The following is a 15,801-nucleotide window of genomic DNA, read 5'->3' on the forward strand; positions in this document are numbered from 1 at the left end:
GAAGGATGTTGGAAAAGATCAATAAGCCTAATGATATACACAAGATAGCGTTGGCAGATTTTCCACAGCTTGCAGATGAGATCAGACAGTTCCTGATTGAGTCAGTCAGCCAGACAGGAGGCCATTTGGCATCGAATCTTGGGGTAGTGGAACTGACACTGGCTTTGCATAATGTGCTGGATCTTCCACAGGATAAGATCGTATGGGATGTGGGACATCAGGCATATACCCATAAGATTCTGACAGGAAGAAAAGAAGGATTCAAAAATCTTCGAAAAGAAGGCGGAATGAGTGGATTTCCGAAACGCTGTGAAAGTGACTGTGATACATTTGATGCAGGCCACAGTTCTAATTCAATCTCAGCGGGGCTGGGCTATGTAAGAGCCAGAGATCTGCTTGGACAGAATTATCGTGTCGTATCAGTGATCGGAGATGGTGCACTGACAGGTGGCATGGCATATGAAGCATTGAATAATGCAGCAGAATTGAAAACCAATTTTATTATCGTACTCAATGATAATAATATGTCTATTTCCAAAAATGTTGGTGGAATGTCTTCTTATCTCAGTGCATTGCGTACAGCGGAAGCTTACACGGGAATGAAACTGAATGTAACTAAGACGCTTAAGAAGGTACCGAAGGTAGGTACTGCGGTTGTAGATACCATGCGCAGGACCAAGAGCAGTATCAAACAGCTGATCATACCGGGAATGCTTTTTGAAAATATGGGACTGACGTATCTTGGACCGGTTGACGGACACAATATGCGGCAGATGATGAAACTTTTTAACGAAGCAAAACGTGTGGAAGGACCAGTGATCGTTCATGTCCTGACGCACAAAGGCAGAGGATATGAACCGGCAAGTCTGCATCCGGATCAGTTCCATGGAACTGGCCCGTTTGACATAAAAACCGGCAGACAGCTTTCTGTGAAGAAAGGACCGACGTATACAGATGTATTTTCACAGGCTATGGTGAAACTGGGAAAAGAAAATCCGAAGCTTGTCGGCATTACAGCGGCAATGAAGGAGGGAACCGGACTGAAGGCTTTTGAAAAAGCTTTTCCGGACAGATTATTTGACGTTGGAATTGCCGAAGAGCATGCAGTCAGTTTTGCAGCCGGCCTTGCCCTGGGTGGCGTGATACCAGTCGTAGCGATTTATTCTTCTTTCTTACAGAGGGCAGTAGACCAGATGCTTCATGATGTCTGCATGCAGAAGTTGCACGTGATCTTTGCGATTGACAGGGCAGGTCTTGTAGGAGCAGATGGAGAGACACATCAGGGAAATTTTGACTTGTCTTATCTGACAATGATGCCCAATATGACGGTCATGGCACCAAAAAATGGAAGAGAACTTGAAAAAATGCTGGAATTTGCAGTTCATGCGGCAGGACCATGTGCAATCCGTTATCCCAAAGGCACTGCATATCAGGGACTGGAGGAATTTGACAGCCCGATACGTTTTGGAAAAAGTGAAGTTCTTTACCGTGGAGAGAAAACAGCACTTCTGTCTGTTGGAAGCATGACGGAGGTCTGTGAACAGGTCTGCAAAGAACTGAAGAACAAAGGTGAAAATCCAACATTTGTAAATGCAAGATTTGTGAAGCCACTGGATACAGAGCTTCTTGATGAGCTTGCAAAAGATCATAAATTATTTGTAACAGTAGAAGAAAATGTCAGAAACGGTGGATTTGGTGAGCATGTGGCAGCTTATATGGAAGCATGTCATCCGGAAGTAAGAGTACTTCCGATCGCTATCTGGAATCGTTTTGTAGAGCATGGAGAAATTGCCAGTCTGAGAGCCAAAATCGGGCTTTCAGCACCGGATATTCTTGATGCGATTGAGGAATATGAGGAGCAGGAATGAAGAAAAGACTGGATCTTTTGATGGTAGAGCGTGCACTTGCACCTTCCAGAGAGAAAGCAAAAGCATATATTATGTCCGGAGATGTTTATGTGGACGGACAGAAAGAAGATAAAGCGGGAACAATGTTCAAGGAGACGGTGAAGATTGAAGTACGCGGAAATACACTTCCATATGTAAGCCGTGGAGGACTGAAACTGGAAAAAGCCATGAATAATTTTGGCGTTTCTCTGGATGGAAAGGTATGTATGGATGTTGGTGCGTCCACTGGCGGATTTACAGACTGTATGCTCCAGAATGGTGCGGTGAAGGTCTATTCAATCGATGTCGGATATGGACAGCTTGACTGGAAACTTCGTAATGATCCGAGAGTGGTATGTATGGAAAAAACGAATATCCGTTATGTACTTCCGGAAAATCTGCAGGAGCCGGCACAGTTTTCATCGATAGATGTTTCTTTCATTTCTCTGACAAAAGTGCTTCTTCCAGTGAGAAACCTCCTTACAGATGATGGAGAGATCGTCTGTCTGATCAAACCGCAGTTTGAAGCCGGAAGAGAAAAAGTTGGGAAAAAAGGCGTTGTACGTGATCCGGCAGTGCACCTGGAAGTCATTGAAAAAGTGATCGCTTATGCGTCTACAATTGCAATGGAGCCGTGCCATCTTTCGTTTTCACCGATCAAGGGACCAGAGGGAAATATTGAATACTTGCTTCATTTGAAAAAGAGACCGGAAGGGGAAGTGATCCAGTCCTCTCTTGAAGTAACACCTGAGGCTGTAGTGCAGGAGGCACACAGTCAACTGGATTAAGGAAGGTCTAGGGGAGATGGATAAGTTTTATATCATCACAAACAGTGATAAAGATAAAGATTTTCAGATCACAAATGAAATTGTTTCTTATCTGAAAAAAAATGGAAAGAAATGTCAGGTTCAGCAGGCGGAACGTAAGTTGGAAGGGGCATACCATTATACAAATCCGGAACTGATTCCAGAGGGAACACAGTGTATTCTGGTTCTGGGCGGTGATGGTACACTTCTTCAGGCTGCCAGAGATGTTGTTTACAGAAAAATTCCAATGCTGGGAATCAATCTCGGGACGCTGGGGTTTCTGGCTGAAGTAGACAGACAGTCGATACATGCTGCACTGGATAAACTGATCGCAGATGACTATGAGATTGAAGAAAGAATGATGCTTACAGGAACAGTCTGGCATGGTGATAAGATCATTGGGCAGGACATTGCACTGAATGATATTGTAATAGGCAGAGAGGGCCCCCTTCGAGTTGTAAGATTTAAAAATTATGTGAATGATGTCTATCTTAATTCGTATAATGCAGATGGAATTATTATTGCCACACCGACAGGTTCTACCGGTTACAGCCTTTCATGTGGAGGACCTATTGTATCTCCAAATGCGGCGATGACGCTGATGACACCGATCGCTCCGCATACATTGAATACCCGCAGTATTATTTTTCCGGAGGAAGATGTTATTACAGTAGAGCTGGGAGAAGGCCGCAGGCAGGTTCAGGAACAGGGGCTTGCTTCTTTTGACGGAGATACAGAAATTCCGATCGTGACGGGAGACAGGATCGTGATTCAAAAAGCTTCAGCCAGTGTGAAAATTCTGAAATTAAATCATTTAAGCTTTGTAGAGGTATTACGGCAGAAGATGGAATAACAGTGACAATGTGATGGAGGTAATGCAGTGAAAAGTGCAAGACATGAAAAGATCATAGAACTGATTCAGGAATATGATATTGATACACAGGAGGAACTTGCTGCCAGACTGAATGAGGCAGGATTCAAAGTAACACAGGCTACAGTCTCCAGAGATATCCGGGCACTGAAGCTTATGAAAGTTGCAGGAAAGGATGGAAAATCCCGTTACGCGATTCTTACAGAACCGTCTGCGGAACTGGGAGACAAATACACAAGGATTCTCCAGGATACACTGACATCACTTGATGTAGGTCAGAATATGCTTGTGATCCGCACTGTGCCGGGAATGGCCATGGGGGTGGCGGCTGCGTTGGATGCCCTGAAATGGAAGGAGATTCTTGGAAGTATTGCCGGAGATGATACAGTCATGTGTGTGGCACGTGATGCAGAGCAGGCAGAAATTGTTGCTGAGAAGCTGAAAGGAATTCTGAAATTATGTTAGTTCATCTTCATGTGAAGAATCTGGCACTTATTGAAGATATTGAAGTAGAATTTGGGCCGGGACTGAATATTCTGACTGGTGAGACAGGAGCAGGTAAATCGATTCTGCTGGGTTCCATGCAGCTGATCCTGGGCAGCAGAATTGCAAAGGATATGATCCGCGAAGGTGCGTCATATGCACTGGTGGAGCTGTTGTTTCAGGTAGAAAATCCAAGAGCTGAAGAAGCACTGGGCAAACTGGGGATTGAGCTGGAAGAAGGACAGGTATTGCTGACACGTAAAATTCTGGATGGCAGGAGTATCAACAAGATTAATGGGGAGACCTGCACGGTTGGACAGATGAAAGCAGTAGCTTCCTGCCTTCTGGATATACACGGGCAGCATGAGCACCAGTCTCTGCTTTATCAGGATAAACAGCTGGAGATTCTGGATGCATATGGTAAAGATGAAATCTATCCGGTCAAAGAAAAAGTGAATCGTGCATATCGTACATATCGTGACAGCCTGAAAAAGTTAAAGTCTCTTGATATGGATGAAGAACAGAGAAACAGAGAGCGTGCTTTTCTGGAATTTGAGATTAAAGAAATTGAAAGCGCGAATTTGAATCCGGGAGAGGATGAAGAACTGGAAAAGCTGTACCGTAAGCTGGATAACGGGAAGAAGATTCTTGAGACTCTGCAGGAGGTGCGGGATCTGACAGGAAATGATTCCGTGCAGGGAGCCGGAGAAGCGGTTGGAAATGCAGTGAAAGAGCTGATGCGTGTCACGGAGTATGACAGCCAGCTGAAATCCATGTCATCAGCACTTCAGGAAATCGATGGGCTTTTGAATGATTTCAACAGAGAGCTTTCCTCTTATGTGGATGAACTGAACTTTGACGGAGAAACATTTTATGAAACAGAAAGAAGATTGGATCTGATCAACAATCTCAAAGCAAAGTATGGACAGTCAATCGAGGCAATCCACACATACTGCGGCAACCAGAAACAAAAACTGGAAGATCTTGACAGATATGAGGAGAATTTCCGGAGAGCAAAAGCTGAAGTAGAAAAAAGCAGAGCACAGCTTGAAATTGTTTCGGATAAACTTTCTGTTATCCGGAAAAAATACAGCCAGATGCTTACGGATAAGATTATTGAGGGATTGAAAGATCTGAATTTTCTGGACGTACAGTTTCATATTGATTTTCAACGAAAAAAAGAATATACAGATAATGGGTTTGATGATATAGAATATGAAATTTCTACCAATCCGGGTGAGAGCGTAAAACCATTAGGCAGGATTGTATCTGGCGGTGAACTTTCCAGGATCATGCTTGCAATAAAAGCAATTCTTGCAGACAGAGATCAGATAGAGACATTGATCTTTGATGAGATCGACACAGGTATCAGTGGCAGGACAGCGCAGAAAGTATCCGAAAAAATGGCAGTTATCGGAAAATGTCACCAGGTATTGTGTATTACGCATCTTCCGCAGATTGCTGCAATGGCAGATACACATTTTGAAATCGAAAAACATCAGAAGGGTACAGAAACGATCACGGAGATTCATCCGCTGGAAGGAGATGATTCTGTGAGAGAACTTGCCAGACTTCTGGGTGGAGCTGAACTTACACAGGCAGTTTTTGAAAACGCAAAAGAAATGAAAGAATTGGCACGGGTTCATAAAAATACAAGACTGAAATAGCTGTATTCACAGCATAATAAGAGAGGATGATCCAACAGGATCGCTTCTCTTTTTTTTCTGTAAAAATGCTGGTGGAAGAGAGTTTGGTTTTACAAAAGAAAGGATGTGGCAGAATGGACAGAAGAACAAAATACAGACATCTTCTCTGGTGGATTATATGCCTGGATCTGCTGACGGTGATATGGCTGGGATATCGATATCTTGACAGGAAGATTCCTGATGAGCTTTATGTGACAGAAAGTCAGGAACAGCAGGTGAAGAATGTACTGGATTATCCGCTGCTTTCTTTTGATGATGCAATTACGGTTTCCGGAGATGGAAGTTATCTGTTATCCAGCAGAATTTTGGGAGTGATACCGTTTAAAGATGTCAAAGTAATCCCCACAGACAGTACGACAGTGCTTGTCAGTGGAAGCACTGTCGGAATCTATATGGAAACCGACGGAGTACTGGTAATTGATACCGGTGAGATTATTTCTGAAGAAGGCCGTGCGGAGGAACCGGCAGAAAAAATTATAGAGCCGGGAGATTATATCGTTGCATTTAATGATGAAATTATTGAAACTAAAAAAGATCTTGTAGAAGATCTCGAAAAGCTGAAACAGGATACTGTGGAGTTGCAGGTAATAAGAAAAGGAAAAAAGATTCCTCTGTCGCTGAGTCCGGTAAAAGATATCAAGGGCGAGTATAAGCTGGGTATATGGGTGAGAGATAATACACAGGGAATCGGGACACTCACATTTGTTGATCAGAATGGAAATTACGGAGCACTTGGTCATGGAATCAGCGATGTAGATACCGGAGAGCTTCTTCATATTGATGATGGTGACCTGTATCAGGCACAGATCGTTGGAATCCAGAAAGGAAGCAGCGGAAGTCCGGGTGAACTTTCCGGTCTGATTCATTATGAGGCGGAAAAAATAATCGGAAGTATAGAAAAAAACTGTGAACAGGGAATTTATGGAAAATTATCAGAACTGCCGGAGGAGCTTGGATTGCGAAAGATGGAAGTTGCATACAAACAGGAACTGGAAATCGGGCCGGCATCCATATTGTGCTGTGTGGATGGAACGGTACGTGAATTCTATGCTGAGATAACAAGAATTGACATGAATCATGAAGATACAAATAAAAGTTTTGTAATTCAGGTGACAGATCCCGAACTTCTGGAACTGACAGGAGGAATTGTACAGGGAATGAGTGGAAGCCCGGTGATTCAGAATGGAAAATTCGTGGGAGCTGTCACGCATGTTTTTATACAGGATTCTACAGGAGGATATGGTATTTTTGCAGAAAACATGCTGGAAAATATCTGAAAAAGTCGATTCAGGCCGAACGAAAATGCCGTATTTCAGCCAGTTTCGGCTTGATTTCGCGAAGGCCTTTCCACTATAATGTCCTTGTTGTAAGGAAGAAGATTTTTGTTGGTTAGGAGGGAAAGGCCTCATGGAAAAATTAAATGTGGCGATTGCAGATGATAACGTTAGAATGGCTGACATACTCGGTCAGATGATCGAAGAAGATAAAGACCTGACTTTGGTCGGAAAAGCACACAATGGAGAAGAAATCTGCAGCATCATCAGAGAAAAAGAACCGGATGTTGTTGTATTGGATATCATTATGCCGAAGATGGATGGACTTACCGTTATGGAACACTGCAGTCATGACAGTTCAGTAAAGAAACAGCCGGCTTTTATTGTAGTATCGGCGGTGGGACAGGAAAGAATCACAGAAGATGCGTTCAATCTTGGCGCATATTATTATATGCTGAAACCTTTTGACAAACAGGTGCTCTTAAGTCGTATAAAACATATACGCAGGGGAAATGAACGAAAAATGAGAGAACCGGTGCGACAGGCGGTGAGAGAGGAACCGGCTCCTTACGGAAAGCGGAATCTGGAAACAGATGTGACGAATATTATACATGAAATTGGTGTTCCGGCACACATAAAAGGCTATCAGTATCTGAGAGATGCGATCATTCTGTCTGTTAACGATATGGAAATGTTGAATTCGATCACAAAAGTACTTTATCCGACAATTGCAAAAAAACATCAGACTACTCCGAGCCGGGTGGAGAGGGCTATCCGTCATGCAATCGAAGTTGCATGGAGCAGAGGCAAGATGGATACGATCGATGCACTGTTTGGGTACACGGTCAGCACAGGAAAAGGCAAACCGACCAACTCAGAATTTATTGCACTTATTGCAGATAAAATTCGCCTTGAATACAAAAATCACTCTTTTCAACAAGGTGGTTTTGGAGTATAATAAACAAAAGGTCTGTCACAGACAGAAATGTCAGAAAATAGCGAGCGGATGTTCGAAATAACAATAATCTGGCATCGAGATACAAGGAGGGGTATTTACAGATGAAAAGAATTTTATTTGCAACATCAGAAGCGGTACCATTTATTAAAACAGGAGGACTTGCCGATGTAGCTGGTGCACTTCCGAAATGTTTTGATAAGCGCTATTTTGATGTCCGTGTTATCTTGCCGAAATATGCCTGTATGAAACAGGAATGGAAAGATAAAATGGAATACATTACTCATTTTTATATGGATCTGGGATACAAAAACTGCTATGTTGGCATTATGCATATGGAATACGAAGGAATCCAGTTTTATTTTATCGATAATGAATATTATTTCAGTGGACCGAAGCCATATGACAGTGCCCCATGGGATCTTGAAAAATTTGCATTCTTCTCAAAGGCTGTATTGTCTGTCCTTCCGGTTATCGGTTTCCGCCCGGATGTGATCCACTGTCACGACTGGCAGACAGGTCTTGTTCCGGTATATCTGCATGATTCCTTCCAGCAAAATGAATTTTTCTGGGGAATCAAGACAGTTATGACAATTCACAATCTGAAATTCCAGGGAGTATGGGATGTAAAGACTGTTCAGGGAATCACAGGACTTTCTGATTATTATTTTGCACCGGATAAACTGGAAGCATACAAAGATGCAAACTTCCTGAAAGGTGGAATTGTTTTTGCTGATGCAGTAACTACAGTAAGTAATACTTATGCGGAAGAAATCAAAACTCCGTTCTATGGAGAACGTCTGGATGGTCTTCTCTGTGCCAGAGCACATGATCTTCGAGGTATTGTCAATGGAATTGATTATGATGTATTCAATCCTGAAACAGATAAATGTATTACCAGAAACTACAATGCAAAGACTTTCCGTAAGGAAAAAGTTAAGAATAAGATCCAGCTTCAGAAAGATCTTGGACTGAATGAAGACCCGAATGCGATGCTGATCGGAATCGTTTCCCGTCTGACAGATCAGAAAGGCTTTGACCTGATCGCATATGTAATGGATGAACTCTGTCAGGACGCTGTACAGATCGTAGTGCTTGGAACAGGAGAAGAGCGCTATGAGAATATGTTCCGTCATTTTGACTGGAAATATCATGGAAAAGTATCGGCACAGATTTATTATGATGAGCCGCTTTCACACAGAATCTACGCAGCATCGGATGCATTCCTGATGCCGTCTCTGTTTGAACCATGCGGGCTCAGCCAGCTGATGAGTCTCCGTTATGGAACACTTCCGATCGTGCGTGAGACAGGCGGCCTGAAGGATACAGTGCAGCCGTACAATGAATTTGAAGGAACAGGTACCGGATTCAGCTTTACGAATTACAATGCACATGAAATGCTTGCAACAGTCCGCAATGCAGAACGTGTATATTACGATAATAAACGCGAGTGGAACAAGATGGTTGATCGTGCCATGGCAGCAGATTTCTCCTGGAGTCATTCTGCAAAACAGTACGAAGAAATGTACAACTGGCTGATCGGTGATAAATAAGGAGTAAACCCAAATATGATGCAGGGCACCGTGCAGAAACGGTGCCCTTTTTGTCGAAAAGTTTTGCTTGACTTTGCCGACGATTTATAATAGCATATAAGAAGAAAACACGAACATAGGTTTGGTATGAGCGTTTGAAATTAAGAAAATATAAGGAGAATCCATAAGATGATTAATGAAGAGAAGCAGAAAGCGCTGGAGGCAGCTCTTGGACATATTGAGAAGCAGTACGGTAAAGGATCTGTAATGAAGCTTGGGGATTCCAGTTCTAATATGGTAGTAGAAGCGGTTCCGACAGGCTCTCTTGGACTGGATATTGCGCTTGGAGTCGGTGGAGTGCCGAAGGGACGTATCGTGGAGATCTACGGACCTGAATCCAGTGGTAAGACAACGGTTGCATTACATATGGTAGCTGAGGTGCAGAAGAGAGGCGGAATTGCCGGATTTATTGATGCAGAACATGCACTTGATCCGGTGTATGCAAAGAATATCGGTGTTGATATTGACAATTTATATATTTCACAGCCGGATAATGGTGAGCAGGCTCTGGAGATCACTGAGACAATGGTTCGTTCAGGGGCTGTTGATATTGTAATCGTGGACTCTGTTGCGGCGCTTGTTCCGAAGGCGGAGATCGAGGGTGATATGGGAGACAGCCATGTTGGACTGCATGCCCGTCTGATGTCGCAGGCTTTGAGAAAACTGACTGCAGCGATCAGCAGATCCAACTGTGTGGTTATTTTTATCAACCAGCTTCGTGAGAAAGTTGGCGTTATGTTTGGTAATCCGGAGACAACGACCGGTGGACGAGCTCTGAAGTTCTATGCTTCTGTACGTCTTGATGTCAGAAGAACAGAAACCCTGAAGCAGGGTGGCGAGATGGTTGGTAACCATGTCAAGGTCAAAGTTGTTAAGAATAAAGTTGCTCCGCCGTTCAAACAGGCTGAGTTTGATATTATGTTTGGTACTGGCATTTCCAGAGAAGGTGAGATTCTTGATCTTGCATCAGAATGCAATGTGGTGAATAAGAGTGGTGCATGGTACTCTTACAATGGAGAGCGTATCGGACAGGGAAGAGAGAATGTGAAGATTTTCCTGAAAGATCATCCGGAAATCTGTGAAGAAATCGAAAAACAGGTAAGAATCCAGTATCATCTTCTTCCGGAAGAGGAGGCTGCACAGCAGAATCCGGCAGCGCAGGATGCAGAAGAAGAGCAGGAATAATTGAATGACAGATATGGAACAGCAGCAGAAAGAAGTTCGTAAGAAAGCACTGAAGCTTCTGGAACATATGGACCGCACGGAGAAGGGATTATATGATCGGCTTCTCCGTGCCGGCTTTTCGGAAGCTCTGGCAGCAGATGCTGTCGCATATGTGAAGGATTATGGATATGTAAATGATGCGAGATATGCGACGAATTATATTATGTACAGGATTCATGACAAGAGTCGTCAGAAGATATTCCAGGAATTGCAGCAGAAAGGAATTGACCGTCAGACGATCCAGAGTGCATGGGACGAAGCAGCAGAACTGGAGATGCCGGATGAAAGGAAACTCCTTCGGCAGATGGTAGAGAAGAAATATGCTCCAGGTAGCAGCCTTGATGAGAAGGAAATGAGACGGCTGTATGGGTATCTGGCACGACGTGGTTTTCGGTCCGGAGATATTTTTTCCGTATTGGAAGAAATGGATATCTCATAATGGTTCTGTACCTGAGCAGTTATGAGTTAAAAATTATGTAGAAAAACTTGACATAAATCCTAAAAACAGCTAAACTTGTATTGTTGTATTTGTACAATGAAAACTAAATAAGGAGGTGCTCCTGTGGCAATTACAATTATTGTAGCAATTGTCGCTGTAGCGGTCGCACTGCTTATTGCGGTTCCTCTTACTTGCAAGGTTGCGGTTAACAACAAAGCTAAAAAAGATGCTGAAGTTGTTGGCACAGCAGAAAACAGAGCAAGAAGCATCATAGATGAAGCTTTAAAAACTGCTGAGACGAAGAAGAGAGAAGCTTTATTGGAAGTAAAGGAAGAATCCCTCAGAACGAAAAATGAACTTGAGAAGGAAACCAAGGAACGAAGATCCGAGCTGCAGAAATACGAAAGACGTGTTTTATCAAAAGAGGAATCGGTTGATAAAAAAGCGGATGCAGTAGAGAAGCGTGAGGCAGAGTGCACAGCAAAAGTTGCTGAGTTACAAAAAAGAGAAAAGAAAGTAGACGAACTTGAACAAAAAGGAGTACAGGAACTGGAAAGAATTTCCGGTCTGACCTCCGACCAGGCAAAAGACGAGTTACTCAGAAGTGTAGAAGATGATGTCAAAGTTGATGTTGCCAGAATGTACAAGGAACTGGAAAACAGAGCCAAGGAAGAAGCTGGCAAGAAAGCAAAAGAGTACGTGGTAAATGCAATTCAGAAATGTGCAGTTGACCATGTCGCAGAGACTACAATTTCTGTTGTACAGCTTCCAAGTGATGAGATGAAGGGTAGAATCATCGGACGTGAAGGACGTAACATTCGTACTCTTGAAACACTGACAGGTGTTGATCTGATCATTGATGATACACCGGAAGCAGTCGTTTTATCTGCTTTTGACCCGATTCGCCGTGAGATCGCCAGAGTGGCTCTGGAGAAACTCATCGTTGACGGACGTATTCATCCGGCTAGAATCGAAGAAATGGTAGAGAAAGCACAGAAAGAAGTAGAAACACAGATTCGTGAAGATGGTGAGAACGCAGCAATGGATGTTGGTGTTCACGGTATCCATCCAGAACTGCTGAAACTTCTTGGACGTATGAAATTCCGTTCAAGCTATGGACAGAATGCTTTGAAACATTCTATCGAGGTGGCACAGCTTTCAGGAATTCTCGCCGGAGAAATCGGTGTAGATGTCCGTATGGCAAAACGTGCCGGATTGCTTCATGATATAGGTAAATCTATCGATCATGAGGTAGAGGGTTCACATATTCAGATTGGCGTAGATCTTTGTAAGAAATACAAAGAATCCGCAGTTGTCATCAATACAGTTGCGTCTCACCATGGAGATGTGGAACCGGAATCTCTTGTTGCATGTATTGTTCAGGCAGCTGATGCAATTTCAGCAGCAAGGCCGGGTGCAAGAAGAGAGACACTTGAGACTTACACAAACCGTTTGAAACAGTTGGAAGACATTACAAATGAATTTAAGGGAGTCGACAAGTCCTTTGCTATTCAGGCAGGCAGGGAAATTCGTGTAATGGTAGTACCGGAACAGGTTACAGATGCAGATATGGTTCTGTTGGCAAGAGATATCTCCAAACAGATCGAAGCTGAACTGGAATATCCGGGTCAGATTAAAGTTAATGTGATTCGTGAGAGCCGTGCGGTAGATTATGCGAAGTAATCTTTCGGGGACATAGAAGTTCAGAAAGGGTATGATACTGAGAAGTGTCATATCCTTTTTTTATGTTCTAAGTCTGAGAAAAACTCCGTAGACTGGTATGGGGTGAGGAGATGAAACAAAAACTATCAGTAAATAAAAACAGAGAATTACCGGCTTATTATCTGTTTTTTATTGGGTGTGTCATTGGGATTGTGCTTCCGAATCTGATATATAAAATGCAGTGGAAACAAAATACAGTATCTGCATTATATCTTATGGGAATTTATGCAGAAAAAGGGAGCAGAGAGTATTTCTGGAAAGTGCTGAGAATGAGGGGAGGTTTGTTTCTTCTTGTTGCTGGCAGTGGCCTGACGATATTTGGGGTTTTGGTTGCGGTAGGTGGAATGATTTTGTTGGGAATAGGAATGGGTATGTTGATGACCATGTCAATCCTTCAGTTCGGATTTCACGGTGGTTTGATCGGCATAGGACTGATGTTTCCTCAGTTTATTATTTACGTACCATGTTTTTTTGCTGTAAGTAAGAATGTATATGAATATTCGATGAGAATTTGGAAAAACCATAGCTCTTTTTCGGGACAGGTATCGACTTATATAGTGAAAATGCTGATATGTGCAGTTGTCCTGTGTGCTGGAATTCTGTCAGAGGTTTACTGCAATCCGGTCATAATGAAAATTTTAATACAGAATTTGAAAATATTTTAAAGGTTGTTTTACCATATATAGTATTGGTTGACAATAAATCTGCGATATTTTGTAGAAAACACGGAAAAGCCTGATTTTAAAAGGGTTTAGCACAGAAAAAAGATTTGATTTTATGTAAAATTGCAAGTATAATACAGATACATTTGGGGAAGATAAATTTTTAATATAATACGGGAAGTAATGGGAATGGAAAAAGTAATAGAAAATTTTATTGCGTATATGCGAGAGGCAAAGAAGGCATCGCAGAACACGGAGATTTCATACGAGCGTGATCTGAAAAAACTGGCCCGATATCTTCGTAATCAGAAGATTATGGATTTTTCAGAAGTTACCAAGACGGATCTACAAGGTTATCTGAAGGAATTGCAGAAGGAGAATCTGGCATTATCTACAATTTCCAGAAATATTGCATCAATAAGAGCACTGTATCATTATATGATAAGAACAGGGAAAATGCAGGAAGATCCGTCTGAAACACTAAAGCCGCCAAAATTAGAGAAAAAAATGCCGGAAATTCTGTCGGTAGAAGAAGTAGACAGGCTGCTAAAACAACCGAACCTGAACACACCTAAGGGTATTCGGGACAATGCTATGATGGAATTGATGTATGCAACAGGAATGAGAGTCAGTGAACTGATCCATTTACAGATTACAGATATTAATCTGCAGATGGGATATGTGATCTGCCATGATTCAGAAAAAGAGCGGATCATTCCAATCGGCAATGTGAGCAGAAATGCAATTTTGCAATATATGGAGCATTCCAGAGGCTTTTTTGTTAAGAACAAAAAAGAATCCTCTTTATTTACAAACTGTTCGGGGAAATCTATGAGCAGACAGGGATTCTGGAAAGTTTTGAAAGGATATGCGGTAGATGCCGGAATTCACAGAGATATTACACCACATACATTACGCCATTCCTTTGCGGTACATATGCTGCAGAACGGAGCAGATGTAAAAAGCGTGCAGGAAATGCTTGGACATTCGGATATTTCTTCTACACAGATTTATCTGGGAATGAATGTAGCAAGAATGAGAGATGTGTATATGAAAGCACATCCCAGACATTAAAAAGGCAGAGCCAGATAAACGGCTCTGCCTTTTGGTGTTCTTAGTGATTAACACATTTCTGCAATTGTGTAAAGCAGTTTTTCGGATTCCTCCCATCCGAGACATGGATCTGTGATGGATTTTCCATAAATATGATTTCCGCCAATCTTCTGATTGCCAGGTTCGATATAACTTTCAATCATGAAACCTTTTACCAGTTTATGAAGTTCAGGATCGACCATACGACTGTGAAGAACTTCTTTGGCGATACGAACCTGCTGTTCATACTTTTTGTTGGAGTTGGAGTGGTTGGTGTCTACGATAACTGCCGGGTTCTGGAGATTCTTTTCCTGATATTTTTCCCACAGAAGACGAAGATCTTCGTAATGGTAGTTCGGGATAGCTTCTCCATGTTTATTTACAGCACCACGAAGGATAGTATGTGCAAGTGGATTACCAGTTGTTTCAACTTCCCAGCTTCTGTAAATGAAACGATGAGAACCCTGTGCAGCAACGACAGAGTTCAGCATAACGCTATAATCACCGCTGGTCGGGTTTTTCATGCCGGCAGGCACATCCATACCACTGACGGTAAGGCGATGCTGCTGATCTTCAACAGAACGGGCACCGACAGCTACATAAGAGAGAATGTCGGAAAGATAACGATAGTTTTCCGGATAAAGCATTTCATCTGCGCAGGTGAAACCGCTTTCCTGAATTGCGTGAATATGCATTTTACGAATGGCAATCAGCCCGGCAAGCATATCAGGTGCTTTTTCAGGGTCTGGCTGATGAACCATACCTTTGTATCCTTCACCTGTAGTACGTGGTTTATTTGTATAAACTCGTGGAATGATCAGAACTTTGTCTGCGATTTTATCCTGCACTTTACGCAGACGAAGAAGATAATCACATACAGCATCTTCATTATCGGCAGAACATGGACCAATGATTGCAAGAAATTTATCTGATTTGCCTGTAAAGACATCACGGATCTCCTGATCTCTTTTTGCTTTCAGTTCCTGAATTGCAGCATCGATGGGATACTGGTTGCGGATCTCAGCAGGTGTAGGCAGTTTCTTTAAAAAAGTGAATCCCATATTTTCCTCCTCGCATCCGGAATTTACC

The 15,801-nt window shown here is 42.6% G+C and carries 14 protein-coding genes; 13 read left to right on the forward strand and 1 reads right to left on the reverse strand.

From position 1 onward, the window contains the following. Positions 1-5: 5 nt before the first annotated feature. The 13 genes from dxs (at position 6) to xerD (ending at position 14,694) form a co-directional block, all read left to right on the forward strand. Positions 6-1,868 carry a 1-deoxy-D-xylulose-5-phosphate synthase gene (gene dxs / locus NQ503_RS04745; RefSeq protein ID WP_005426951.1) on the forward strand — a complete coding sequence of 621 codons (1,863 nt, stop codon included), beginning with the start codon at positions 6-8 and terminating at the stop codon, positions 1,866-1,868. Further along, complete coding sequence (locus NQ503_RS04750; RefSeq protein WP_005426950.1) at positions 1,865-2,674, forward strand: TlyA family RNA methyltransferase; 810 nt, start codon at positions 1,865-1,867, stop codon at positions 2,672-2,674. Before dxs ends, NQ503_RS04750 begins: the two co-directional genes overlap by 4 nt. A gap of 16 nt (positions 2,675-2,690) precedes the next feature. Further along, positions 2,691-3,545 carry an NAD(+)/NADH kinase gene (locus NQ503_RS04755; RefSeq protein ID WP_005426949.1) on the forward strand — a complete coding sequence of 285 codons (855 nt, stop codon included), beginning with the start codon at positions 2,691-2,693 and terminating at the stop codon, positions 3,543-3,545. A 27-nt stretch (positions 3,546-3,572) separates the two neighbouring features. Beyond that, a complete protein-coding gene (argR, locus tag NQ503_RS04760; RefSeq protein ID WP_022389268.1) occupies positions 3,573-4,028 on the forward strand; it encodes an arginine repressor in 456 nt (151 codons plus the stop codon). Next, positions 4,022-5,713, forward strand: a complete 1,692-nt coding sequence (gene recN, locus NQ503_RS04765; RefSeq protein WP_005426945.1) for a DNA repair protein RecN — start codon at positions 4,022-4,024, stop codon at positions 5,711-5,713. The genes argR and recN overlap by 7 nt, the downstream gene beginning before the upstream one ends. A 113-nt stretch (positions 5,714-5,826) precedes the next feature. After that, positions 5,827-7,029, forward strand: coding sequence for a SpoIVB peptidase (spoIVB, locus tag NQ503_RS04770; protein WP_044926042.1), 1,203 nt, complete (start codon positions 5,827-5,829; stop codon positions 7,027-7,029). A 130-nt stretch (positions 7,030-7,159) separates the two neighbouring features. Next, positions 7,160-7,984: a sporulation transcription factor Spo0A gene (gene spo0A / locus NQ503_RS04775; protein ID WP_005426941.1), complete on the forward strand. Its 825-nt coding sequence runs from the start codon at positions 7,160-7,162 to the stop codon at positions 7,982-7,984. A gap of 101 nt (positions 7,985-8,085) precedes the next feature. Further along, entirely contained in the window at positions 8,086-9,534 is a 1,449-nt protein-coding gene (gene glgA, locus NQ503_RS04780; protein ID WP_005426939.1) for a glycogen synthase GlgA, read from the forward strand. 168 nt (positions 9,535-9,702) lie between these two features. Further along, positions 9,703-10,758 carry a recombinase RecA gene (recA, locus tag NQ503_RS04785; RefSeq protein ID WP_005426937.1) on the forward strand — a complete coding sequence of 352 codons (1,056 nt, stop codon included), beginning with the start codon at positions 9,703-9,705 and terminating at the stop codon, positions 10,756-10,758. Positions 10,759-10,762: 4 nt separating this feature from the next. Next, a complete protein-coding gene (locus NQ503_RS04790; RefSeq protein WP_022389271.1) occupies positions 10,763-11,236 on the forward strand; it encodes a regulatory protein RecX in 474 nt (157 codons plus the stop codon). Positions 11,237-11,359: 123 nt separating this feature from the next. Further along, positions 11,360-12,919, forward strand: coding sequence for a ribonuclease Y (gene rny / locus NQ503_RS04795; protein WP_022389272.1), 1,560 nt, complete (start codon positions 11,360-11,362; stop codon positions 12,917-12,919). Positions 12,920-13,029: 110 nt separating this feature from the next. Continuing rightward, positions 13,030-13,623 (forward strand): stage II sporulation protein M, encoded by a 594-nt coding sequence (locus NQ503_RS04800; RefSeq protein ID WP_005426928.1) that lies wholly within the window; start codon positions 13,030-13,032, stop codon positions 13,621-13,623. Positions 13,624-13,809: 186 nt separating this feature from the next. Beyond that, positions 13,810-14,694: a site-specific tyrosine recombinase XerD gene (gene xerD, locus NQ503_RS04805; RefSeq protein ID WP_022389273.1), complete on the forward strand. Its 885-nt coding sequence runs from the start codon at positions 13,810-13,812 to the stop codon at positions 14,692-14,694. Between the two features lie 47 nt (positions 14,695-14,741). Here xerD and NQ503_RS04810 read toward each other — a convergent pair whose 3' ends face one another. Next, on the reverse strand, positions 14,742-15,773 hold the full coding sequence (locus NQ503_RS04810; protein ID WP_044925957.1) for a 3-deoxy-7-phosphoheptulonate synthase: 1,032 nt from the start codon (positions 15,771-15,773) through the stop codon (positions 14,742-14,744). Positions 15,774-15,801: the final 28 nt, after the last annotated feature.

Origin of the sequence: Blautia obeum ATCC 29174, assembly GCF_025147765.1 — a bacterium.
GTDB classification, from domain to species: Bacteria; Bacillota; Clostridia; order Lachnospirales; family Lachnospiraceae; genus Blautia_A; species Blautia_A obeum.